Source organism: Loktanella gaetbuli (assembly GCF_020531945.1).
GTDB classification, from domain to species: Bacteria; Pseudomonadota; Alphaproteobacteria; order Rhodobacterales; family Rhodobacteraceae; genus Loktanella; species Loktanella gaetbuli.
The window spans coordinates 1-21862 of the sequence record NZ_JAJATZ010000011.1 but is presented as its reverse complement, the minus strand read 5'-3'; the positions used below and the strand labels follow the sequence as shown (position 1 = coordinate 21862).

General features: G+C 63.0%; 23 protein-coding genes. 6 read left to right on the top strand and 17 right to left on the bottom strand.

Annotation, left to right across the window (positions count from 1 at the left end):
- Window positions 1-71: 71 nt before the first annotated feature.
- Window positions 72-659 (top strand): YceI family protein, encoded by a 588-nt coding sequence (locus tag LGQ03_RS15880; RefSeq protein ID WP_226749190.1) that lies wholly within the window; start codon window positions 72-74, stop codon window positions 657-659.
- Here LGQ03_RS15880 and LGQ03_RS15875 read toward each other — a convergent pair.
- From LGQ03_RS15875 to LGQ03_RS15845, 7 genes are read right to left on the bottom strand one after another with little or no spacing between them, the layout of a single operon-like run.
- Window positions 656-1489: a carbohydrate ABC transporter permease gene (locus tag LGQ03_RS15875; protein ID WP_226749189.1), complete on the bottom strand. Its 834-nt coding sequence runs from the start codon at window positions 1487-1489 to the stop codon at window positions 656-658. The genes LGQ03_RS15880 and LGQ03_RS15875 overlap by 4 nt on opposite strands.
- Window positions 1486-2343 (bottom strand): carbohydrate ABC transporter permease, encoded by an 858-nt coding sequence (locus tag LGQ03_RS15870; RefSeq protein WP_090161126.1) that lies wholly within the window; start codon window positions 2341-2343, stop codon window positions 1486-1488. Before LGQ03_RS15870 ends, LGQ03_RS15875 begins: the two co-directional genes overlap by 4 nt.
- 53 nt (window positions 2344-2396) lie before the next feature.
- The gene (locus LGQ03_RS15865; protein WP_226749188.1) at window positions 2397-3686 is read right to left on the bottom strand and encodes an extracellular solute-binding protein; all 1290 of its coding nucleotides are present in this window, start codon (window positions 3684-3686) and stop codon (window positions 2397-2399) included.
- Window positions 3687-3705: 19 nt separating this feature from the next.
- Window positions 3706-5274 carry an alkaline phosphatase family protein gene (locus LGQ03_RS15860; RefSeq protein ID WP_226749187.1) on the bottom strand — a complete coding sequence of 523 codons (1569 nt, stop codon included), beginning with the start codon at window positions 5272-5274 and terminating at the stop codon, window positions 3706-3708.
- Complete coding sequence (locus LGQ03_RS15855; protein ID WP_226749186.1) at window positions 5271-6176, bottom strand: lysylphosphatidylglycerol synthase transmembrane domain-containing protein; 906 nt, start codon at window positions 6174-6176, stop codon at window positions 5271-5273. The genes LGQ03_RS15860 and LGQ03_RS15855 overlap by 4 nt, the downstream gene beginning before the upstream one ends.
- On the bottom strand, window positions 6167-6901 hold the full coding sequence (locus LGQ03_RS15850; RefSeq protein WP_226749185.1) for a CDP-alcohol phosphatidyltransferase family protein: 735 nt from the start codon (window positions 6899-6901) through the stop codon (window positions 6167-6169). The genes LGQ03_RS15855 and LGQ03_RS15850 overlap by 10 nt, the downstream gene beginning before the upstream one ends.
- Window positions 6898-7644 carry an endonuclease/exonuclease/phosphatase family protein gene (locus LGQ03_RS15845; RefSeq protein WP_226749184.1) on the bottom strand — a complete coding sequence of 249 codons (747 nt, stop codon included), beginning with the start codon at window positions 7642-7644 and terminating at the stop codon, window positions 6898-6900. The genes LGQ03_RS15850 and LGQ03_RS15845 overlap by 4 nt, the downstream gene beginning before the upstream one ends.
- 347 nt (window positions 7645-7991) lie before the next feature.
- Between LGQ03_RS15845 and LGQ03_RS15840 the strand changes: the two genes are divergently transcribed.
- The 4 genes from LGQ03_RS15840 (at window position 7992) to LGQ03_RS15825 (ending at window position 12654) form a co-directional block, all read left to right on the top strand.
- Complete coding sequence (locus LGQ03_RS15840) at window positions 7992-9515, top strand: glucan biosynthesis protein (RefSeq protein ID WP_226749183.1); 1524 nt, start codon at window positions 7992-7994, stop codon at window positions 9513-9515.
- Between the two features lie 8 nt (window positions 9516-9523).
- Window positions 9524-9670, top strand: a complete 147-nt coding sequence (locus tag LGQ03_RS15835) for a hypothetical protein (RefSeq protein WP_226749182.1) — start codon at window positions 9524-9526, stop codon at window positions 9668-9670.
- 73 nt (window positions 9671-9743) lie between these two features.
- Window positions 9744-11441, top strand: coding sequence for a glucans biosynthesis glucosyltransferase MdoH (gene mdoH, locus LGQ03_RS15830; RefSeq protein WP_404807674.1), 1698 nt, complete (start codon window positions 9744-9746; stop codon window positions 11439-11441).
- Window positions 11416-12654: an OpgC family protein gene (locus tag LGQ03_RS15825; protein WP_226749180.1), complete on the top strand. Its 1239-nt coding sequence runs from the start codon at window positions 11416-11418 to the stop codon at window positions 12652-12654. The genes mdoH and LGQ03_RS15825 overlap by 26 nt, the downstream gene beginning before the upstream one ends.
- Window positions 12655-12696: 42 nt before the next feature.
- On the opposite strand, the gene LGQ03_RS15820 is transcribed toward LGQ03_RS15825, so the two are convergent.
- The 7 genes from LGQ03_RS15820 to LGQ03_RS15790 all read right to left on the bottom strand — a co-directional run bounded on the left by LGQ03_RS15820 (window position 12697) and on the right by LGQ03_RS15790 (window position 17914).
- The gene (locus tag LGQ03_RS15820; protein WP_090161110.1) at window positions 12697-13215 is read right to left on the bottom strand and encodes a CoxG family protein; all 519 of its coding nucleotides are present in this window, start codon (window positions 13213-13215) and stop codon (window positions 12697-12699) included.
- 78 nt (window positions 13216-13293) lie between these two features.
- Complete coding sequence (locus tag LGQ03_RS15815) at window positions 13294-14127, bottom strand: BKACE family enzyme (protein ID WP_226749179.1); 834 nt, start codon at window positions 14125-14127, stop codon at window positions 13294-13296.
- Between the two features lie 9 nt (window positions 14128-14136).
- Window positions 14137-14748, bottom strand: coding sequence for a protocatechuate 3,4-dioxygenase subunit alpha (pcaG, locus tag LGQ03_RS15810; protein WP_090161106.1), 612 nt, complete (start codon window positions 14746-14748; stop codon window positions 14137-14139).
- Entirely contained in the window at window positions 14748-15473 is a 726-nt protein-coding gene (pcaH, locus tag LGQ03_RS15805) for a protocatechuate 3,4-dioxygenase subunit beta (protein WP_226749178.1), read from the bottom strand. Before pcaH ends, pcaG begins: the two co-directional genes overlap by 1 nt.
- A complete protein-coding gene (gene pcaC, locus LGQ03_RS15800) occupies window positions 15470-15847 on the bottom strand; it encodes a 4-carboxymuconolactone decarboxylase (protein ID WP_090161102.1) in 378 nt (125 codons plus the stop codon). Before pcaC ends, pcaH begins: the two co-directional genes overlap by 4 nt.
- Before the next feature lie 5 nt (window positions 15848-15852).
- Entirely contained in the window at window positions 15853-17031 is a 1179-nt protein-coding gene (locus tag LGQ03_RS15795; protein WP_226749177.1) for a cytochrome P450, read from the bottom strand.
- Entirely contained in the window at window positions 17024-17914 is an 891-nt protein-coding gene (locus LGQ03_RS15790) for an amidohydrolase family protein (protein ID WP_226749176.1), read from the bottom strand. The genes LGQ03_RS15795 and LGQ03_RS15790 overlap by 8 nt, the downstream gene beginning before the upstream one ends.
- A 100-nt stretch (window positions 17915-18014) precedes the next feature.
- On the opposite strand from LGQ03_RS15790, the gene LGQ03_RS15785 reads away from it, so the two are divergent.
- Window positions 18015-18785: a crotonase/enoyl-CoA hydratase family protein gene (locus tag LGQ03_RS15785; RefSeq protein ID WP_226749175.1), complete on the top strand. Its 771-nt coding sequence runs from the start codon at window positions 18015-18017 to the stop codon at window positions 18783-18785.
- A gap of 166 nt (window positions 18786-18951) precedes the next feature.
- Here LGQ03_RS15785 and LGQ03_RS15780 read toward each other — a convergent pair whose 3' ends face one another.
- The 3 genes from LGQ03_RS15780 to LGQ03_RS15770 all read right to left on the bottom strand — a co-directional run.
- Window positions 18952-19650 carry a hypothetical protein gene (locus LGQ03_RS15780; protein ID WP_226749174.1) on the bottom strand — a complete coding sequence of 233 codons (699 nt, stop codon included), beginning with the start codon at window positions 19648-19650 and terminating at the stop codon, window positions 18952-18954.
- A 197-nt stretch (window positions 19651-19847) separates the two neighbouring features.
- On the bottom strand, window positions 19848-21593 hold the full coding sequence (locus tag LGQ03_RS15775; RefSeq protein ID WP_226749173.1) for a feruloyl-CoA synthase: 1746 nt from the start codon (window positions 21591-21593) through the stop codon (window positions 19848-19850).
- On the bottom strand, window positions 21590-21862 hold a 273-nt coding region (locus tag LGQ03_RS15770; protein WP_226749172.1), incomplete at its 5' end, for a MarR family winged helix-turn-helix transcriptional regulator. The genes LGQ03_RS15775 and LGQ03_RS15770, both read right to left, overlap by 4 nt.

Sequence of the window (21862 nt, the reverse complement as noted above, 5' to 3'; positions counted from 1 at the left end):
CGCTGCCTTGCCTGTCTTTACGAAGGCCCCAACTGGCCTACCATTGCTATCCCATCGGGATGGAGGATGACATGAAAACGCCGATCGCGACACTCATCGGGCTTTTGGCCCTTGCCGACACGGTGTCTGCCGAACCAGCACGGTTCGAACTGGACCCCGCACACACGACGATTGCCTTTCTGGTGGATCATGTGGGCTATGCTGCAACGCTGGGCCTGTTCGCCGAAGTCAGCGGCGGTTTCACCTACGATACCGAAACGCAGGAGTTGAGCGATCTGGAGGTGACGGTCCGCACGCAAAGCGTCGAGACATTGAACGATGCCCGCGACGAACACGTGCGATCGGGCGATTTTCTGGCCGTGGCCGACCATCCGGACATGGTGTTCACAGCCGATGGCGGCGTGCCGTCCGACGCAACAAGCGGCACCGTCACTGGCGATCTGACCCTGTTGGGCCAGACGCATCCACTGACATTGGACGTCACATTGAACAAGGCCGAGGCCTATCCGTTTGGTCACGGGCGGTTCACGCTGGGCATTTCGGCCCGCGGGTCGCTGCAACGCAGCCAGTGGGGCATGGTTTACGGCGTGGACAACGGCCTTGTGGGTGACACGGTGACATTGATCATCGAAACAGAGGCGATGCGCGAGGCCGACTAACCCTTGACCGCGCCCGCCATCAGCGCCGAGACGATCATCCGCTGCAACGCGACAAAGACCATGACCGCCGGCAGCACAGCGATGATGCAGGCCGCGGCAAGCACCTGTGTCGTCGATGCGTTGGTTGCACCGGCAAAGTTGAAGATCGCGACCGAAATCGGCCAATCGCCGTCACGTTCCAGCAGAATGAACGGGATCAGGAACTGCGACCAGTTCATCACCATCGCAAGGATAAAGGCCGACGCAATGCCCGGCCGTGCCAGCGGCAGCGTGATCCGCCACAGCGTCGTGAACCGTGATGCCCCGTCGATGGCCGCCGCCTCTTCCAACTCGATGGGCACGCCATCAAACGTCACCTTCAACAGCCAGACGGCCAGCGGCATTCCCAGTGCGCCGTAAACGGCGATGACCGCCAGATCACTGTTCAGCAGACCCAGTGCGACCATCCAGCGATACAGCGGCAACAGGATCACCAGTGGCGAAATCATCTGCACCGCGAGGATGCCCACTAGGATCGCCTGTTTGCCCCGGAAATTCAGCCGTGACGCGGCATAGGCCGCCGGAATCGCCAGTGCGACAGCCACCAGGCCACCCGAAGCCGACAGCTTCAGACCGTTCCAGAGGTAGATCAAAAACGCGGGGTCGGACAGGATCAGCCGGAAATTGTCCAACGTCGGCACCTGCGGAATGAACCGCGACGCGCCCAGATAAACCTCTGCCGGTGTGCGGACGGCCAGGCTGATCAGCCAGAGGAACGGCAGTGCAAAAAACGCCCCCAACACGGCCAGCACGGCATAGGTCGCCACATCGCCCCAGCGTGCCACCGTCATGCGGCAGGCCTTTCGCGGCCAATGACGTAATGGACCAGCAGCGCGCAGCCCATGCCGATGGCAAACAAGAGCACGGCCAGAACGCTGCCCCCCGCCAGATCCAGATTGTAGAATACGGTGTTGAAGGTGAACAGAGCCAGCACCTCGGTCGCGCGACCGGGACCACCGCCGGTCAGCGCAAGGATGGAATCGAATGTGTTCAGCGTCTGCACGGTCACCAGCACCGTGTTCACCGCAATCAGCCGCCGCATCAGCGGCAGTGTGATATAGCGGAACATCTGCCACGGGGTCGCGGCGTCCAGTTCCGCGACCTCGTACAGGGTCGGGTCGATGGCACGCCGCGCCGCATAAAAAACGATCATGGAAAAGGCCGTCCCTTGCCACAGGTTCGCGATGACGGCAGAGGCCATGGCCATCTGCGGGTCAGACAGCCAGGCCACGGGGCCAAGCCCCACATACCCCAGCAAACTGTTCAGCGTGCCATAGGGGGCCTCGTCGAACAGCATCTGCCAGACAAGGCCGTTGGCAATGCCCGGCACCACCCAGGCCGCAAGGACCAGCGTCCGGAACGCCGCCATGCCGCGCAAGCCGCGTCGTTCGCCGCGTGCGATCACCAGCGCGATGCACAGACCCGCCAGTTGCAGGGCCGCGACATTGGCCAGCGTGAACACCAGCGTGGTTCCCAGAACGACAGGCAGGGCGGGATCCGCCAGCACGCCGCCAATCGCATCGGTGGAATAGCGGCTGGCCGGTGCCAGCAGGCTGGCGTCACTGAACGCCAGCCGCAGGACATCCAGCACCGGGACGGCATAGAACGCCGCCAGGATCGCGATGGCGGGAACCAGCCAGGGCAACGGATGTCCGTCGCCCGGTGCCGGTCCCCGATCCGTGGTCCGGTTTATGATCGTCACTGACGATCAAACGCGGCCTGAACGGCTGCATCGGCGGTATCCAGCGCCGCCTCTGGCGTGGCCGTGCCGGACAGAACATCGCCCAGCATGATCTGGATCTGGTTGGACAATTCCGGATAGATCGCAGCCCCCGGTCGCGCGACACCGTTTTGCAATGCCGCGCTGAACAGGTCGTATTCGGGGCCGTCATAGGTGTCATACTGGTCATAGATCGCAGCAGAGGTCGGCAGCAGCCCCTGTGCGGCATTGCCGGGACCGGCATAGATTTCCTTTGCGATCTCGCCGCACAGGGATGCCTTTGCCGGGTCATCCGTCAGGGCCGCGATAGTCCAGCCGCCGGTGCCGGTCGCACGCTGGTCCGGCGTGGGTCCGGGAATTTCCGACACCTCCCAGTTGGCGAATGTCTCTGGCGGCAGGGTGTTGCGCAGCTGACCGTATTGCCAGTTGCCACCGATGAACATCGCGGCAGAACCGGCAGCGGCTGCCGCATTGAACGAATCGTAATCCGTGATCGACGTGACCCGCGCGGGGGCCGCACCACTGTCGACCAGATCCTGATAATAGGCGATGGCGGTCAACACCTTTTCACGGTTTTCGCCGCTGGCAAAAACGGGCGCGCCATTGTCGTCGACCAGCGTCGCATCCTGCGCCCAGACGTTCGCCAGCCAGTCAAAGGCAGTGCCTTCCCAGCGGCCGCCGTTGAACAGGATACCTTCGCGGCCCTGTTCCACGGCAGCCAGCGCGGCCGATTTCAGGTCTTCCCATGTTTGCGGCGCGTCGGGCACGACGCTGGTATCGCGGTATAGCACGCGCAGATCCGTGAACCACCACCACGCCAGCACGTTGCCATCCGCATCGGTCACGGCATCGCGGACAAAGGGAAACAGGTCTGCGACTTCTGCGTCGCTGAACACGTCATTCATCGGTTTGAGAACGCCATTGTCCTTGAACAGCGCAAGCTGGCTGGAATCGATCATGGCGCAATCGGGTCCGCGCCCGGCCTGCGTCTGTTGCAGCAGGCGGGCCTGTTCCTGCCCGATGTTTCCGGTCTGCAACTGTGTCTCGATCTTCCAGTCGGGGCGCGCCGTAATGAAATCGGTGAACAGCGCCTCGAACGCGGCCTTGGTTGCGGGATCGGACGAATACAGATCATAGGCCGTCAGGCGAAATGTCAGCGTGTTCGGCGCATCGGCCAGACCGACGCGTGTCCGCGTGACAAGGTCTTGGGCCGTGCCCATGACAGGCAGCGCAGATGCGGCGGCCGCAAGGAAAAGGGTTTTCTTCATGATACTCTCCAATGATTGGTCAAAGTGGCGTTTCAAACAGGGTGGTCAAGAGGACCCGAAGGTCCTGCATGGGCAGAACGGGCGCATCCGGTGCAGGGACGATCCCGCGTGCGAAAACATCGGCGGGCAACCGGTCCAGCAGGCGCGGATCATCCGAAATGAAATGGACCGGCACATCGGGGGGCGCATCCTGACCGGCCAGCAACGGGGCGGGCTGGTGATCGCCCAGCACGACAAAAAACGCGCCGTCGCCGTGGCGCAGGATGTATTGTCCCGCCACCTCCAGCGCATAGTCGAGGGATTTGGCGTATTGCGCACGGATCGTCGCGGGATCCGACCAGACGACACGGGGGCTGTCTCCCTGCCGCCGCGTCCCGTCAAAGACCGACCCGTCGCCCACGGTATCCCACGGCATGATTTCGGGCAGCGGCGTCCAGGGTGCGTGTGACGTGATCAGCGCCACCTCAATCATGGCGGGGGCCATGACCGCCTTACGCAGTTTTTCATGCAGTGCCGTCCAGGTGTATTGGTCGGGCATCGTCACCCATTCAAAGGGTTGGCCGCGGTAGCCCAGTCCTTCGGCGTCCAGTGTGGTGTCGTAGCCGTACCAGCCTGCCTCTGGCCAATCGAGGGTGATGGCAGGCATCGCAGCGCCCGTCTGCCACCCCGCAGCCCCGAACAGCCGGTTCAGCGATGTGCGGTCGGATGTCATCAGCCGATCATAGCGCACCTGACTATCGACCCACAGGCCCGACAGCAAAGTGCCATGGCTCAACCAGCTTTGCCCGCCACGGGTCGGCGCCGCGACCCAGCCGCTGCGCACATGCCAGCCGGCGGCGTCCAGTGCGGTTTCGACCGACGCCAGTCGCGGCGCAGAAGTGGCCGCAAATTCCGGGTCATCCAGAAATGACCGGCCATAGGATTCCACGAATGCAAGGATAACATCCCGCCCCTGCAGGGCCGCGAATGTGGGGGCCGGTCCGACCGGATCAGGCAAACCCGCGGTAAAATCGCGCAAGTCAGCGATGCCCCGGCCCATCCTGTCGACCTGTGCCTTGACCAATGGCGTGACCTGCAACACCTGCCACCCCGGCAGCACCGTCGCCAGAACGGCCAATCCCGCCGGGACTCCAACGGTCAGGCTGCGCAGTCGCCAGCCCAGACGGGACAGCACCGACAGGCCACGCCACAATACCGCGCCGACCGCAAGGACGGCCAACAAGGTTGCGCATACCCCAAACACCGCCTGCCCGTGGCCGATACTGGACGCCAGCAGCGCCCAACCCGACACCAGCAGATGCAGGTCCAGCAATGGATTGAACGCCCTGTTGAACGCAAGGTATGTGCCGATGTCCGCGATCTTGAGCACGGCAAGACCCAGTGCTGCAACGACAACGGGCGCCACGACCCAGACACGCGGCACGATCGCCACGCACAGCAGGATCAGCGGCAGCTCTGGTGTGGGTCGCAACCACCGCGCCACGGTCAGCCCAGCCGGGTGCGACGGCAAGACCAGCACCAGATGCAGCATCACGACCCCGACAAAGAGCCATGCCAGATCCCGGCGTGTCGATACCCGCTGCATCATGGCGACGGGGCCGCGACCGGGCGCCCAGCACCGCGCCAAATCAGTAACGGCAGCGCAGGCAGCAACGACAGGATCATCACAGCGCCGAACAGCACCCCGGCGGCAATTCCGGCCTCTGCCGAGGCGCCGATCAGCGGAAAGACGACCGCAGCCGCCCCTTCTCGCCACCCCCAGCCGCCCACGGACAGCGGGATCAACATGGCCGACAGGATCAACGGCACGAGGACCAGCGCCGAGGGCAGATCAAGCGATGTGCCGGTCGCTTGGGCGCAGGCGGCAAAGGCCGCTATATTCAACAAGGCTGCCGCCACCGACAGACCCGCCTGCACAAGGCCGATCCGCCATGTGGGCAGACAGCGCCGCACCAGCGTGGCAGGGCGTGATCCACGCATCACCACGGCGATCACGGCCCCCAGGATGCAAAGCGCGACAGCCGCCAGCGCAATCCGGACGACAACACCCTGCGCCACCGCCAGCGCGCCCGGCGCGAACAGGGCGAACGTTAGCCCGATCATCGCCACTGCCAGCAAACCCAACTGGCCAGCGGCCCTTTCCAGAATGACAGCCTGCGTGGCAGGCATCCGGTTCCCGGTTCCCGGCGCGGACCGCAGTGCGCGCGCGCCGTCCCCCAACACGCCGCCCGGCAGGCCCTGGTTCAGGGTCTGCGACAGCAGGTATTCACGCAACGCCCAAGGATAGGAAAAAGTCACGCCCAGACAGACTGCCACCAGCCGCCAGCGCTGCGCCATCAGCATCGTCTGCGCAATCAGGCAAAGGGTGGCAGCGACGATCCAACCGGGCTGCACATTGCGCAGGCGGTCCCACAAGGCATCCGTATCGACCACGACAACCAGCAGCAGGCACAGCGCCGCAACACAGATCAGGCGCAGCGTCAGGTGCATCGTCGGCGTGCCAACCAGCGGATATCCACGGCGAATGACCAGACCAGCAGAACAGATGCGGTCAGTGCAATCACACGTCCGGCAGCCTCGGGCAGCACCGGCAGCGCCAGCGCCGCCAGCGCAGCGATCTGGATCACACAGACCAGCTTGCGTCTGAAACTGGCCGGCAATGGCGTATCCAGCCACGGCCAGACATAGCTTGCCAGCACAAAGACATAACGCGCGCCGCCCAGCACCAGCAGTTCTGGCCCGGCCCGCCCGTCCATGAACAGCAGCAGCGCGAGGACAGCCGCCAGCAGCGCATCGACTTCCATGTCAAAGCGTGCGCCAAAGGCGGACACAAGCGCCTGCCTGCGCGCCAGCCAGCCATCGACACCATCCAGCGACAGTGCCACCGCCGCGATCCCGAAGACCGCCCACGACACCTCGGGGGCGAGAGGGACGCTGGCACCAATCCCGGCACACAACACGGCCACCAGCATGAACCGGACAGTTGTGACGATGTTGCAGGCCCCGACCGCGCGATGCGGGTAATGCTGCGCCATGCGCAACACCACGAACGCCAAACCGGCCAGATAGACCAACGAGGTCACAGGCAGGCCTGCGGCAAAGACCTGCCACGCCAGCCACAGCAGCACCGGAAACAGACCCAGCCCCCAGCAGGCCAGTCGATGTGCAGGGGCCGACAATCCAGACCATGCCACGCCAGATGCGGTGTGTTTCATGCGGCCAGCCTCGTGATCCGCGCCAGCAGCGGACGGTGGTCGGACGCCGCCCGGATTCCGGGCGAATCGAGCGCAGCCGCGTGGTCCACGCGCAACGCGGGGCAGGTCAGCACGCGATCGAGCGCAAGAACCGGTGCCTGCACCGGAAAGGTCCGCACACGGGGGCCGGTCAACGGCAGCGACGTGGCCCAGGGGTGTAATGCCAAGCCGCCCCAGGGTCGCCATTCGTTCAGATCACCAAGCAGGATCGTCGGCATCACGGAACGCGGCACCAAGGCGCGCGCAATTGCCCGCATCTGTGCCAAACGCAGAACCTGCAACAGCGCCAGATGACAGGCAATGATCCGCATAACGGCACCGCGATACAGCACTTCGGTCACGACAGCGGCGCGGTGATAGCGACCCGGCAATCGCAGGACGAACTGCGACGTCGGGATCATTTCGGGGTCAAGAAGCAGGATATTGCCGCGACAGCCATGCGCCGTCCCGCCACAACGCATGTTCGGGTTTGCATGCTGGCTGCGCAGGCCGGTCGCGCGGGACACCGCATCCAGATCAAGCAATGCCTGCGGCGGGATATCATCCGAATCCGCCTCTTGCAGCGCGAGGATCTGCGGCTGATGCGCCGCGATATCTGCTGCCATGACACTGACGATACGATCCGCGTCCGCGCGACCATCGCGCCCGACGGTGCGATGCAGGTTCCACGTCACGCATGTCATCGGATGGCGTCTGTCAGTCATCTTTGCCTGTCTGCGAAATCCGCAGGACTGCCACGGACTGTGATACAGGATAGCCCGCCAATGCCTGTGGGCAATGCCCCGGTCCTGCGCAGGCAACCTGTTGCCGGTTCATGGCCAGTGGCGCGCGAAAACCTGACGATTTGGGTCGTTGGCATACGCTGCACTGCAGAAATTCAGTCTATGCAGCTTTCCGCTGCAACCTTATGTCTTGTATTGAAGTTTCGCTGAAAACGAATGTATTCCGCGCTGCAGCACGAATTGGAACCTGATTCATGAGACCCTCCCGCACGTCACAGCCACTTTCACGCCGATCTGTCCTGAAACAAGGGGGATCAGCTATCGCCGCAATGTCCTTGCTGGGGACGCTGGCACAAACTGCAACTGCACAGACGGTCGCGGCCGAACCGGCCACGCCGTTTTCATTTGCAGCGCTGGTGGACCGGGCGCGGCAGACCGCCGCACAGGCCTATGTCCCGCCAGAGGTTCTGAGTGCGGCGTTCACGGACCTGGATTACGACGCCTACCGCACGATCCAGTTCAACGAGGCACGCGCCCGCTGGGCCGGGCCAGAGGCATTTGCCGTGCTGCATGCCTATCATCCGGGCTGGTTGTTCGACAGCACCGTCGATCTGTTCGAAATCGTCGACGGCATGGCTGTTCCGATGGACTTTTCGGCGCGCGATTTCAGATACGGCGGCGACGTCGAACAGCCCTTGATCGATGGCGAAATCTTTCCGGGCGTGGCGGGGTTCCGGCTGAACATGCCGCTCAACGCGCCCGACCGCTTCGACGAGGTCGTGACGTTCCTGGGGGCCAGCTATTTCCGCGCACTGGGCAAGGATAACCGTTACGGGCTCAGTGCACGCGGACTCGCGGTCAACACCGCCACCTCCGAGGCAGAAGAGTTTCCGCGTTTCAGCGCCTTTTGGCTGACGCGCCCGGCACCGGGCGACACGGCCGTTACGTTCTATGCCCTGCTGGAAAGCGAATCCGTGGCGGGGGCATACCAGTTCACGGTGACACCGGGCGAGACGACGACCATCGACGTCACATCCGAACTGTTCTTTCGCCGCGATATCGAACAGCTGGGTATTGCACCGCTGACGTCCATGTTCCTGTTCGGACTGAACGACCAGGGTCCATTCGATGACTACCGCACGCGTGTCCACGACAGCGAGGCGCTGATCATCAACAATGCAGGCGGTGAAACGCTTTACCGTGTGTTGAACAACCCGCAGAAACTGGCCAATTCCTATTTCGGTGCGCAGTCGCCCCGGTCGTTCGGTCTGGTGCAGCGCAACAGGGACTTTGAAAGCTATCTGGATGCCGAAGCTTTCTATGAACGACGTCCCAGCCTGATGATTGAACCCGTGGGCGACTGGGGTGACGGCACGGTGCGCCTGATCGAGATTCCGACGGATCTGGAAACGAACGACAATATTGTCGCCTTCTGGATTCCCCAGAACCCCTATGGCGCGGGCAGCAGTGCAAAGGTGTCCTACAGGCTGCATTGGGGCATGACCCCACCGGGCGCGCAATCCGACCTTGCGCAGATCACGCACACATTGGCGGGCGCCGGCGGTGTCTCGGGTGTCGAACCCAGCGCGGACACGCGAAAGTTCGTGATCGATTTCCAGGGCGGCCTGTTGGCGGAACCGATCGCAGAGTTGTTGGTTGAGGCACGAACCAGCATTTACGGTGGCACCCTTGTTCAAGAGGTGCTGCAACGCGTGGACGGCCAGGATGCGACATGGCGCCTTGTGCTCGAAGTCGCAGCCGATCCCGGTGCAATCGTCGAAATGCGGGCGAATCTGGCCGAAGGCGACCGGCTGCTGACAGAGACGTGGGTATATCAATGGATGAAAAACTGACCGTGACGATGGATAGCACTATGGCACCGACCCATGACCTGACGCCACTGGCACCGCGCCCCGCGCCGCTGGACATGCCGCGTCAGGTGCTGGAACACGCAGCCCGTCCGTCGACATTCGAAATGTTCTCACGCCTGTTCCTGCGGAACGTCTGATTTGCAAAGGCACCTGAGACCGTCCAGCGTGCGGACCAGCCGCATCGTTGGTATCAGCTTTGCGCTGCTGTGCATGGTCGCAGCGGCGGCGACGCTTGCGCAGGCAGGATTGAACACCGGGTTCGACGTCTGGGACGGCGCAAGCGTGCTGCTGATCGCGATCACCACAGGCTGGCTGGCCTGGGGGGCGGCGCAGGCGTTTATCGGGTTACCGGCCCTGGCCCCTGCCCCACGCACGACCCTGATGAACGGCTATTTTCCGGCCACGGCAATCCTCGTGCCGATCTGCAACGAAAACCCGGTCGAGGTCTGCGCCCGCGTTCAGGCCATGCGGCAGTCACTCGCCCGTAGTGGCGTCCCTGCGGATTTCGCCATTCTGTCGGACACGTCAGACCCCGACGCCCTGCGGACCGAACGCGCCGCACTGGCATCGCTGTTTGACCAAAACGACGGCCTGAACACCGTCTACTACCGCGTCCGCGAGGATCGCCGTGGCCGCAAGGCGGGCAACGTCGAGGATTTCATCCGCAGGTCTGGCGGGAACTATACCTATGTCGTGCTGCTGGACGCCGACAGTCTGATGGAAGGCGAGGCAATCCGGCATCTGGTCGCCCGGATGGAGGCAAATCCCGGTCTGGGATTGCTTCAGACGCTGCCGCGGATCGTCGGTGCCGAAACCGCGTTCGGCCGTGCAATGCAGTTTTCAGCGAGCTTTCATTCCCCCGTCTTTGCGCGCGGGCTGGCGCGGATGCAGGGCCCGGCGGGGCCGTTCTGGGGCCATAACGCAATCGCGCGCGTCCGCGCGCTGGCACAATGCTGCGGCCTACCTGAACTGACAGGCCCGCCGCCCTTTGGCGGCACCATCCTCAGCCATGACTACGTCGAGGCCGCATTGCTGGTGCGCGGTGGCTGGCAGGTCGAAATGGACCCCCGGATCGACGGTTCCTTCGAGGAGGGGCCCGAAAACCTGCTGGCCTTCGCGCGGCGTGACAGACGCTGGTGTCAGGGCAATTTGCAGCATATCCGATTGCTGAACGCACCCGGCCTGCGCAAGTGGAGCAGATTCGTCTTTTTCCAGGGGATCGTATCCTACTTGGTGTCCCTGGCCTGGGGTGCGTTTCTGATCGTCTCCCTGTTGGCGGCCGCGACGGCCGGGGCACCGAATTATTTCCCCGATGCCTACCAGCTGTTCCCGGTTTTTCCCGATGATCGCACGTTCCAGATCGTGGCACTGGCCTGCGGGGTCGGCGGGCTCTTGCTGCTGCCAAAGCTGGCGATTTATGCCGAATCCGTTTTGACGGGCCGGGCATACCAGTTCGGCGGCACGCTGCGCGCGCTGGGGTCGGTCTTGGCCGAAACCCTGCTGACAGCCCTGATTGCCCCCCTGATGCTGATGTATCAGTCCCGCGCCGCCGCAGAGGTGCTGTCGGGTCGAGATGGCGGCTGGCCTGCCACCGCCCGCGGCGAAGGTCGCCTGGGCTGGGTCGAGGGTTGGCGCGCAGGGCGCTGGATCACGCTGTTCGGCGTCGCCGTATCAATCTTTGTGCTGCGCGCGGCCCCTGATCTGGTGGTCTGGCTGCTGCCGGTCACGGTGCCGATGGTCTTTGCGCCACTGTTGATCACCGTGACGTCATGGCCTGTGCTGGGTGGCGTCTTCGGCGTGCCCCAAGAAACATCCCTGCCGCCGGTCGTTGCGGATTACCGCCGCAATCTGGCGCGGGACACCGATCCAAAAGGAACAGTCGATGGCGCAATCGCCCGCACGGCCTGATCGCCCGCCCGTATCGCGTCCCACAGGTGTGGTCGCCCCACCGGTGTCGCGCGATCCCCGGATCGACGCGTTTCGCGGTCTGGCACTGGTCATGATCCTGATCGACCACATGCCCGGCAACCCATGGGAGGCGGTGACCGTCCGTAACATCGGTTTTTCCGACGCAGCCGAGGCGTTTTTCGTCATGTCGGGCATCGCCGCGGGCATCGCCTATTCCCCGGCGGTCGACCGTTGGCTCCACGGCGAGGCGCGCCTGTGGGACGGGATGGCCCCGATGTGGCGCAGGGCCTGGACATTGTATTGTGTGCAGCTCGTGCTGACCATCGTAGCGATCGGGATGTTCAGCTGGTCGGCGGGCGTGTTTTTTCGCGGGGAATTCCGCGAAATGCATAACCTTGCTGCAATCTACGAAAATACTGGCGCGGCCCTGATCGGACTGCCGATCATGACCTATCAGATCGGCTACGTGAACATCCTGCCCAGCTACATCGTACTGATGATCGCCGCCCCGTTCATCCTGATGGCCGGTTTGCGAAAACCCTGGTGGACGCTGGCTGCGGCGATCCTGTTGTGGGGCTTTGCCGGGGCGAACGGCTGGAACATCCCCAATTATCCCGGCAACGGTGTCTGGTTTCTGGGACCGCTGACCTGGCAGCTGATCTTTACCATCGGGCTGCTGATCGGCATCCGGCACCGGCAGGGCAAACGCCTTGTCCCGGTGTCGCGCGGCTTGTTCGCGGTGACGCTGGCCTTTGTGCTCTTTGCCTTTGCGTGGCGACACATTCCCGACCTTGCCGCCTTCATGAACCACAAGATGGCGCAGCTGCGCGATCTGGGTGCGCCCGCGAACTTTACCTCTCACAACAAACCGATGCTGGCGGCACCGCGTTTGCTGCACATTCTGGCCTTGGCCTATGTGTTGTCCTGCCTGCCTGTCGTCACCCGGTTGTGCGCGCACCCCGTCGCGGATCCGCTGCGCCTGCTGGGACGGCACGGGCTTTTGGTGTTCGGGCTGGGGACGGTTCTGTCGCTGGCTGGCCAGATCCTGCTGCGGGTCGAGGCCGATGTGGCCTGGCTGCCGTGGCTATTGCCAGTGGTTGGTGTGCTGATCAGCTATGCCTCGGCGCGGCTGGCCGACGCCCTCGCTGGCCGCAAACAACCGCAGAGGGCGATCGCCGTGGCCCAGCAAATGCAGCCGCCGCGGGCGGCCTGAACTACTGCAACCGCATCACCGGGCACGGCCCGGCGGTGAAAATCACTTGCCGATCAGGCGTTTGACCCAGCCCTTCTTGACCTCTTCGGGGGCGTCGGGGGCGGGGGCATCGTCACCGTCCACGCCTTCGACCACCGCGCGAAAGTTCTCAAAGAACTGGTCCGCCATCTTGCGCGCGAAACCGTCCACGATCCGGCTGCCCAATTGCGCCAGCTTGCCACCCACCTTGGCGTTGACCTTGTATTCCAGCCGCGTGCCTTCGGGGATTTCGGTCAGCGTCACATCCGCCCCGCCAGAGGCGTGGCCCGCCGCACCGCCCTTGCCCGATCCGGTGATCGTCAGGCTACGCGGCGGCTGCATGTCCGACAATGCGACCTCACCCTTGAACGTCGCTTTGACCGGACCGACCTTTTGCGTGACCGTCGCGGTGAACCCGTCCTGCGGGTTACCCGCCATTTCCGAACACCCCGGCACGCACTGGCGCAATACATCTGCATCCAGGAGGGCTGCCCAAACGGCCGCGGGCGGAGCTGCGATATCCTTGCTGTCGTTCATGTCCATGGCGTGTCTCCTCCCGGTGTTGCGACTGTCCTCCCGTGCAACATGCCCGCGATCCGGCGCGCCGTCAAAGCGGGATCATCAGACCCCGCGCAATCCCAGCATCTGCCGCGCCTGTTGCCACGTCGCGACGGGTCGCTCGTATTTTTCGCAGATCGCGACAGTGCGCGCCACCAGCGCCGCATTCGACGGGGCGAGCGTGTCGCGGTCCAGCCTGATGTTGTCCTCCAGCCCGGTGCGCGCGTGGCCACCGCTGGAAATCGCCCAATCGTTCAGCACCGCCTGTTGCGCACCAATGCCAGCGGCACACCACGGTGCGTCCTCTCCGAACAGGCGCTTGACCGTCTTGATGTAGAAATCGAACACCTCGCGGTCGGCGGGCATCGCGTTTTTGACCCCCATGACGAACTGCACATAGGGCAGGTCCTTGATCTGGCCTGCGTCGTACATCGCCTTGGCGCGCAGGATATGGCTCAGGTCGAATGCCTCGATTTCCGGTTTGACATCATGGGCCAGCATTTCGGATGCCAGCCAATCCACGAGGTCCGGCGGATTCTCATAAACCCGCGTGGGAAAGTTGTTCGACCCCACCGACAGCGATGCCATGTCTGGGCGCAGCGGCAGCATGCCCCCACGCGTCTGGCCTGCACCGGAACGCCCACCGGTGGACATCTGGATGATCATGCCGGGGCAGTGTTTTTCCAGACCTTCCTTCAGCGCCGCGAACTTGTCAGGGTCGCTGCTGGGGGTTTCGTCATCGTTGCGCACATGGGCGTGGCAGATCGTGGCCCCGGCCTCGAACGCGGCTTGGGTCGATTCCACCTGTTCGGAGACGGTGACAGGAACGGCCGGGTTGTCGGCCTTTCGCGGCAACGACCCGGTGATCGCGACACAGATGATGCAGGGTGTGGTCATGGTCGTCCCTCAAATATCGAAAAAGATGGTTTCGGCGTCGCCTTGCAGCCGGATATCGAAACGATAAACGCCCGTACCGTCGGGCTGCGCCAGCAAGGTCGGCACGCGGTTCTGATGTTCAATCCGGCTCAGGATCGGATCGGCGGCATTGGCCTCCACCTCGTCAGCGAAATACATCCGCGTTTGCAGACCCAGGTTGATGCCGCGTGCGACGATCCAGAACGTGATATGCGGTGCCTGCAACTGGCCATTGCGCCAGGGCACCTGCCCCGGTTTGACCGTCTGGAACGTGAATTCGCCTGTTTCCATATCCCCCGGCGACCGGCCCCAGCCGGTAAAGTGCGGGTCGGCGGCGCCGCGCGGGTCATTGCCGGGATAGATACCATTTGCATCCGCCTGCCAGATTTCCACCATCGCGTCGCGCAGCGGCGTGCCAGTGCCATCGAACACGGCCCCCCGCAGGGTGATTTCCGTACCCTGCACCGGGCCGGTTTTCATCGTCGTGCCCAGATCGCCGCCATAGATGTCGATGCCGGAAAAATTCGGTGTGCAGCCGATGTGAACGTACGGCCCAGCCGTCTGCGACGGACTTTCCTTGAGCAGGTTCAACGATTGCACCATCACAGCCCCTCCGCCCGGTTTTCAAAGAACGTCTGACGCCGCCCGCGCAGCACGATGTCGAATTTGTAGGCGCGGGCATCCATCGGGATCGTGCGCGTCATATCGAGTGCGGCAACCAGCGATTCCACCGCCCTAGGATCATCGATGGTGCCGACGATCGGACACAGCCAGATCATCGGATCGCCCTCGAAATACATCTGGGTGATCATCCGTTGGGCAAAGCCCTGACCAAAGACACTGAAATGAATATGCGCGGGCCGCCAGTCGTTCGGACCATTGGGCCAGGGATAGGGTCCCGGCTGGATCGTGCGGAATTCATAACAGCCGTTTTCGTCTGTGATCACCCGCCCGCAGCCGCCAAAGTTCGGGTCCAGCGGGGCGAGGTAGGACTCTTTCTTATGCCGATACCGCCCGCCTGCGTTGGCCTGCCAGACCTCGACCAGTGCACCCGGCACGGGGCGGCCGGTTTCGTCCAGCACGCGACCGTAAACGACGATGCGCGGGCCAATCGCGCTTTGATCAGCGGCGGCAAAGTTGTGGATCAGGTCGTTGTCCAAGGGGCCGAGGATGTTGTGGCCGAACACCGGACCGGTTTCCTCTGACAGGGACGTCGGAAACGACAGCTTGGCACGGGTCGGACTGCGCGCGACGCTCGTTTTATAGCCCGGCGTCAGCGCGGGGGGATGCCACTGCGTGTCACGCGCGAAATAACCGTTCTGCGTCATAGAACCCCCATTTCCCGAAGTGTTTGCTTCGCCAGCTTGATCGCGTGGTTCGCCTTTGGCACGCCGGCATAGACGCCCACGTGCAAAAACGCCTGCATGATGTCGTCGGGGCTGGCCCCGGTGTTCGCCGTGGCACGCACATGCATCGGGATTTCGTCGAAATTGCCTGTCGCGGCCAGCAGCGCCAGCGTCAGCATCGACCGCTCTCGGCGGGTGATCGTGTCGTCCGCCCAGACAGTACCCCAGGCACCTTCGGTAATCATCCGCTGGAACGGCGCGTCGAACGGTTCCTTGGCCGCCTCTGCCCGGTCCACGTGGGCGTCGCCCAGCACCGCGCGGCGGGTCGCCATGCCTGCATCATATCGGTCGGTCATCTGCGTTACTCCAACAAGACGGGAATCTGGATCGGCCCCCGGAAACCGAAACCACGCCAGATCACGGCATCGGTGTCGGGGATCGACATATTCGGAAAACGATCGAACAGGATCGGCAGCATCACCTGCCCCACCGCGCGCCGGGCGACATGGGTGCCCTGACAAAAGTGCGGGCCGTTGCCGAACGATTGGTGCGGGGCCTTGTCGCGGTAAACATCGAACACCTCGCCATTCTCCAGCACGTCCTCGTCGCGGTTGGCGCTGGCCTGTATCGTCATGACCGTGTCCCCCTTGGGGATCAGGTGGCCGCGAATTTCCGTGTCTTCTGTGACCAGCCGGGACGATGCAGAAATCGGCGCAACCCAGCGCACGCCTTCTTCGAACGCGCGGTCCCAGTCGCCGTTTGCGACGACCTGCGCGCATTGGTCAGGGTTGGTCAGCAAACCGTACAGGGTCGTATTCAGCGCATCGCGCGGTTCGTTGATGCCGCCGCCGATCGCGATCTTGATATTGGCGTAGATCTGGCTGTCGGGGATCGGATCATCCGCGTTCAGCATCACGGAATAGGCCGATGGGTTGGGGTCCGCCAGGTGGCGCGCGCGGGCGGCGTCCAGCACGGCGTTGATGCCCGCATTCGCGCGGTCGGACCTTTCGAACGGCGCATCGCGCCAGCCGAAGTTGCCCGCCCCCTCGATCAAGGCCTGCGACCATTCCATCATATCCTCGTCCGACGCCTCTGGCATCCCCAGCAGGATCGCAAGACCCCGTGCGGCAAAGGCACCGGACAGCACGTTGAACAGATCGACCACCTCACCGCGCGGCAGTCGGGCGACATAGTCCTGCGCGATCTGGTTATATTGCGGCATCCATTCGCCCATGATGACCTTGGGGTTGAACGCAGGCGCCATGGCCGTGCGTTCGCGCAGGTGGTCCGCCCCGTCCTTGCGCATCAGCGTATGCGCCTGAAACGCGCGTTTCATCGGCGTATTGGGATCGTCGGAACTGAACAGATCGGGGTTGTCCTTGACGTATTTGGTATCCGCCGCCTTGGTCAGCAGGGTCCGCCCCACCGATTTGACGCGCAGCACCGGGGCCTCGGCCCGCAGGCGGCGGTAGATCGGGAACGGATCGCGGTCCAGCTGATCCAGCGTGATCGTGTCATCCAGCGGGGCAAGGTCAGGCATCGGTCACCCCCAGCAGACGCAGTGCATTTTCTTTCAGGATCAGCGGGCGCACCTCGTCCTTGAACGGGGCTGCCTCAAAATCCGCCAGCCAGCGGTCGGGCGTGATCGCAGGCCAGTCGGACCCGAACAGCATCTTCTTTTTCAGGATCGAATTGGCGTATTTGACGAATATCTCGGGGAAATACTTCGGCGACCAGCCGGACATGTCGTAGTAGACATTCGGTTTGTGCTGGGCCACGGCCAGCCCTTCTTCGGTCCAGGGGAAACTGGGGTGCGCCAGCACGATTTTCATGTCGGGGAAATCGACGGCCACGTCATCCAGATGCATCGGGTTGGAATATTTCAGCCGCATCCCCATGCCGCCGCGCATCCCCGACCCGACGCCGGTCTGGCCGGTGTGAAACAGCGTGATCACGCCTTCCTCTGCGCAGGCCTCCAGCACGGCATAGCAGGCCTCGCGGTCGTTGGGGAAAAACCCCTGCATCGTGGGATGAAACTTGAACCCGCGCACACCGAAATCACGCACCAGCCGCCGCACCTCGCGCGCGCCCGCGCGGCCCTTGTGCGGATCGACAGAGGCAAAGGGGATCAGGATATCGTCGTTGTCGGCGCAGATGGTGGCGACCTCTTCGTTGGAATAGCGCCTGAACCCTGTCTCGCGCTCTGCATCCACCGGGAAAATAACGGCAGCGATATTGCGTTCGCGGTAGTAGGCGGCGGTGTCCTGCACGGTGGGCAGCATGCCATCGACACCGGCGGGATTCTTGAAATAGGCGGCCATGCCGGCCTGAAATTCGGTATAGCCATCGTCGCGCGGGGCGCAGCAGGGTTCCTCTGCGTGCGTGTGGAAATCAATGGCGCGGACTGCGCTGAAATCGACCATGACGACCCTCCCCGATCTGGCTGTCACCATGATAGCATAATTGTTTTGTATGTTAACAGTTATCTTATATAACACTTTCACCAAAATCAGAGGGCCAACCATGACCGATCCCGTCACCCGTCTGTCGATCGACGGCGATATCGCCACGCTGACATTTGCGCGCCCTGACAAGCGTAATGCGATGAATGATGCGCTGGTGGCGGACCTCGATGCGTTCTTTTCCAACCCGCCAGAGGGTGTGCGCGTGGCAATCCTGCACGGCGAGGGTGGCCATTTCTGTTCCGGCCTGGATCTGTCGGAACACAAACAACGCAGTCCAGAGGATACGATGCGCCACTCGCGTAACTGGCACCGCGTCGCGGATGCCATCGAATTTGGCGGCCTGCCCGTGGTCAGCGCCCTGACCGGTGCCGTGATTGGCGGCGGTCTGGAAATCGCCACCGCTACGCATGTGCGCATCGCGGAACCCAGCGTGCGGTTTCAACTGCCAGAGGGACGGCGCGGCATTTTCGTGGGTGGCGGGGCCACCGTGCGCGTGGGCCGGATCATCGGCGCGGACCGGATGCGTGAAATGATGCTGACGGGCCGCAACTATGGGGCCGAGGACGGCCTGCGGCTGGGCCTGTGCCACTATGCCGTGGACGAGGGCGAAGCCCTGCCCATGGCGCGCGACCTGGCACGGAAAATCGCCGACAACGCGCCGTTCTCGAACTACCTGATGATTCAGGCACTGTCGCGGATCGACGACATGTCCCGCAGCGACGGCCTGTTCACCGAGAGCCTCTCTGCCGCCATGGCCCAAACCACCGACGCCGCCCGCGAGGGGCTGGCTGCATTCCTGGAAAAACGTGCGCCGAATTTTCGGGAATAGACAGGACCGATCACGATCTGCGAACGTTTCTACGCTTGCAAAAAGGCGCCCAGCAGCGAATGGTCGGCCCTCCAGAGATCTCTGCGGCGAACGGCAGGTTTGAGCCCTTTTTTTCCGATCTGCTGCAAAGCGGCGAATGGCTGCAAATGTGTGGCGATCTTCAGAGCTACGCCGGCGTATTCTTTGTTGCTTCTAATCTGTCGGTGTTCTCAGCGATCCAATTTTCAAACTTATCCATCAGATTTGGCCATACATCGTTATATTCGTGATGAAAGGTCATCATGCATAGTTCAATAGAATCAAGATGCGACGCTCCATTAATCTCCATCCAACGATTTGAAAAGCACGTTTCATACTCGTCATGATTGACCTCTGAATAACCAGCCACTAGGCCATAATAGTTTGGGTGAGCGCTTTCTGACAGGATGCCATACAGATTTTCGATGCCAGGATACCGCTTGTTACATTTTTTCAGGATGGTGACGATGTTGCGGGATTGGTGCTTGGTCGAACCGTCGCGCGAGCCTAATGAAAGGATTTTGGTCATCTGTCCGAACTCATGAAAGTCGAGTTTGCTGACCAAGACTTGTTCAATTAGTTGGTTAAGGTAGATGAGCGAAGCGAGCGTCTCGATCCCGCTACGCAACAGGATCCGTGCACCCAGTCCGTGGCCCTGCTGATGTAGCGCATAAGACTGAGTGAGAAGATCCGTCACCCGCCAGAACGCGGCCTCGCGCAAAAGCCAGCAGCGGAAAGGAGCCTTCCACTTGTAGACTATGGGGTTGCGTGAAAGGAGACCTGCGATCGGAATGCTCGGCATGAGAGATGCGCGCCAACTGGAGAGATTCTGAGCGATAGTATCCATTGGGTAAGCCTAACAGTTTCATAGGACTTGGAAACGTCCGCAATTATATTCGCGTGGATCTTCACCGCACTTGCAAAAGTCAATCAAATTGACTGTTTGTTGTAAGGCTCCCCCGAAGCCGTCATTGGAGCAGTCGCATTGAACGGGAGCAAAGTCCCGCACTCCAGCTTCCCGTGCCTTTCCCCTCAAGGTTCGATTTAGACGATCATCGCGCCCTCACCCCCAGCATAAAGGGTGGCAATCAGCTCTGCCTTGTTCGCCCGTAATTGCCGTTGGTTCAGCGACCCTTTTTCGGTGATTTCGCCTGCATCCAGTGACGGGTCACGATCCAGCGGAATCGCGCGTTTGACCCGGCTGGCCGATCCCGTCGCCGCCTGTGCTGCCTGCGCCAGTGCCGCCTGCACCGCACCTGGGTCCGCACCGGGCGTCAGCCACAGCAATGCGCCCAGTTCCGCTTGATCCTCGCCCACGATCACCGCGTCGCGGATCAGCCCGCCCATGGCATCGACCAGCCGCGCGCGCACCGCGCCCACCGCCACCCAGGTCCCGGTCGTCAGCTTGAAATTCTCGGCCAGCCGCCCGTCGAAATAGAACCCTTTGGACAGATCATCCGGGTCGGCGGGCCGCAGCGCATCGCCCAGCCGGTAAAAACCTTCGTCATCGAATGCCTCTGCGGTGCGGACGGGATCGCCCAGATAGCCGGGCGTCACGTTCGGCCCCTTGATCCGGGCTTCCAGCTTGTCACCGACGGGCACCAGTTTCAGCGTGACGCCGCGCGCGGGCACGCCCACGTTGCCGGATTGGTCCTGAACATCGGTGCAGGCCAACGTAAAGGGTGCGGTTTCCGTGGCCCCTAGGCCAGTGGCCAGCAACACCCGCCGCCCCGTGATCCGCAGGCCCACGGCCGACAGCCGGTCCCAGGTCTGTTGCGCCATCCCGGCACCCGCGTAGAACAACATGCCGAGTTTTGCGAAAAACCGCTGCGCAAGTGCTGCGTCCTGCTCCAGCGCGGCGACAAGCTGGTCGTAGCCGACGGGCACGTTGAAATACCAGGAGCAGGACACGTCGGACAGGTTGCGCAGGGTTTCTTGCATTTTGCCCGGTGTGGGGCGACCGTCGTCGATGTAGTAGGTGCCGCCGTTGGTCAGGATCAGGTAAAACACCTTGTTGCCTGCCGCCGTATGGTTCCACGGGGCCCAGTCCAGCGTGACGGGCGGATCGTCCGAGAGATAGCGGTAGCAGTCACGCACCATGGCCTGACTGGCACAAACCATCCCGTTGGTGTTGATCACCGCCTTTGGCGTGCCGGTGGACCCCGACGTGAACAGATATTTCAGCACCGTGTCCGCCGTCACCCCTGCCCGCGCGGCATCCGCCGGGGCGGGATCACTGGTCATCAGATCATCATAGGCGATGTCACCGGGTCGCGCGTTCCTGCACGTGATGACCGCGCGCCCGTCTGCCGAAATGGCACCCAGTGCGGCGGCAAAGGTCGCGGCGTCATCGGCAAAAACCGCACCGGGGTTCAAGGTCGCTGCGATGTCGCGCAGCTTGCCGTGGTCCTGACTGACCAAGGAATAGGGCACGGCCACAGGCGCGAACGGCACACCGACATAGGCCGCAGCCAGACCCAAAAGCGCATGTTCGAGACTGTTTTCCGACAGGATCAACAGCGGTCTGTCCGCCGTCAGCCCAAGGTCCAGCAACCCCGCACCCAGCCTGCGCGCGGCATCCAGCGCCTGCGCGTAGCTGACGGTGATCCAGTTGCCATCCGGCCCGCGCCGCGCGATCCATGTCCTGTCGGGGGCGGTCTGCGCCCAATGATCCAGATAGGCGGCCATGACCTGCGGATGATCTGGCAGCGGATCGGTCTGCCGCATCAGGATCGTGCCGTCAGCGCGGCGGTCATAGCCGAAACGCGGCGTCCAGAATCGGTCGGTCATGTGCTGTTGCCCCCCGTGCGGACCTTGTGCAGCAGATGCAGCAACGTGTCCTTTTCCGTGTCGTCCAGCCCGGCAAAACACCGCGCCTCATGCGCGCGCACCAGCGCCACCAAGGCGTCGAACCGGGCGATCCCGCGGTCGGTCGGTTGCAGCGCCTGCACCCGCCTGTCGCCCGGCACGGGATCGCGCCGGATCAGATCCGCGCTCTCCAGCTCGTCGATCAGCGCGACCATGCCGGACCGTTCCACACCCAGCGCACGGGCCAATTC

Bases quoted from the DNA above. Each gene is read 5' to 3' on its own strand.
- LGQ03_RS15880 (WP_226749190.1), top strand. From the start codon at position 72: ATGAAAACGCCGATCGCGACACTCATCGGGCTTTTGGCCCTTGCCGAC.
- LGQ03_RS15875 (WP_226749189.1), bottom strand. From the start codon at position 1,489: ATGACGGTGGCACGCTGGGGCGATGTGGCGACCTATGCCGTGCTGGCC.
- LGQ03_RS15865 (WP_226749188.1), bottom strand. From the start codon at position 3,686: ATGAAGAAAACCCTTTTCCTTGCGGCCGCCGCATCTGCGCTGCCTGTC.
- LGQ03_RS15860 (WP_226749187.1), bottom strand. From the start codon at position 5,274: ATGATGCAGCGGGTATCGACACGCCGGGATCTGGCATGGCTCTTTGTC.
- LGQ03_RS15855 (WP_226749186.1), bottom strand. From the start codon at position 6,176: ATGCACCTGACGCTGCGCCTGATCTGTGTTGCGGCGCTGTGCCTGCTG.
- LGQ03_RS15850 (WP_226749185.1), bottom strand. From the start codon at position 6,901: ATGAAACACACCGCATCTGGCGTGGCATGGTCTGGATTGTCGGCCCCT.
- LGQ03_RS15845 (WP_226749184.1), bottom strand. From the start codon at position 7,644: ATGACTGACAGACGCCATCCGATGACATGCGTGACGTGGAACCTGCAT.
- LGQ03_RS15840 (WP_226749183.1), top strand. From the start codon at position 7,992: ATGTCCTTGCTGGGGACGCTGGCACAAACTGCAACTGCACAGACGGTC.
- LGQ03_RS15835 (WP_226749182.1), top strand. From the start codon at position 9,524: ATGGATAGCACTATGGCACCGACCCATGACCTGACGCCACTGGCACCG.
- mdoH (WP_404807674.1), top strand. From the start codon at position 9,744: ATGGTCGCAGCGGCGGCGACGCTTGCGCAGGCAGGATTGAACACCGGG.
- LGQ03_RS15825 (WP_226749180.1), top strand. From the start codon at position 11,416: ATGGCGCAATCGCCCGCACGGCCTGATCGCCCGCCCGTATCGCGTCCC.
- LGQ03_RS15820 (WP_090161110.1), bottom strand. From the start codon at position 13,215: ATGGACATGAACGACAGCAAGGATATCGCAGCTCCGCCCGCGGCCGTT.
- LGQ03_RS15815 (WP_226749179.1), bottom strand. From the start codon at position 14,127: ATGACCACACCCTGCATCATCTGTGTCGCGATCACCGGGTCGTTGCCG.
- pcaG (WP_090161106.1), bottom strand. From the start codon at position 14,748: ATGGTGCAATCGTTGAACCTGCTCAAGGAAAGTCCGTCGCAGACGGCT.
- pcaH (WP_226749178.1), bottom strand. From the start codon at position 15,473: ATGACGCAGAACGGTTATTTCGCGCGTGACACGCAGTGGCATCCCCCC.
- pcaC (WP_090161102.1), bottom strand. From the start codon at position 15,847: ATGACCGACCGATATGATGCAGGCATGGCGACCCGCCGCGCGGTGCTG.
- LGQ03_RS15795 (WP_226749177.1), bottom strand. From the start codon at position 17,031: ATGCCTGACCTTGCCCCGCTGGATGACACGATCACGCTGGATCAGCTG.
- LGQ03_RS15790 (WP_226749176.1), bottom strand. From the start codon at position 17,914: ATGGTCGATTTCAGCGCAGTCCGCGCCATTGATTTCCACACGCACGCA.
- LGQ03_RS15785 (WP_226749175.1), top strand. From the start codon at position 18,015: ATGACCGATCCCGTCACCCGTCTGTCGATCGACGGCGATATCGCCACG.
- LGQ03_RS15780 (WP_226749174.1), bottom strand. From the start codon at position 19,650: ATGGATACTATCGCTCAGAATCTCTCCAGTTGGCGCGCATCTCTCATG.
- LGQ03_RS15775 (WP_226749173.1), bottom strand. From the start codon at position 21,593: ATGACCGACCGATTCTGGACGCCGCGTTTCGGCTATGACCGCCGCGCT.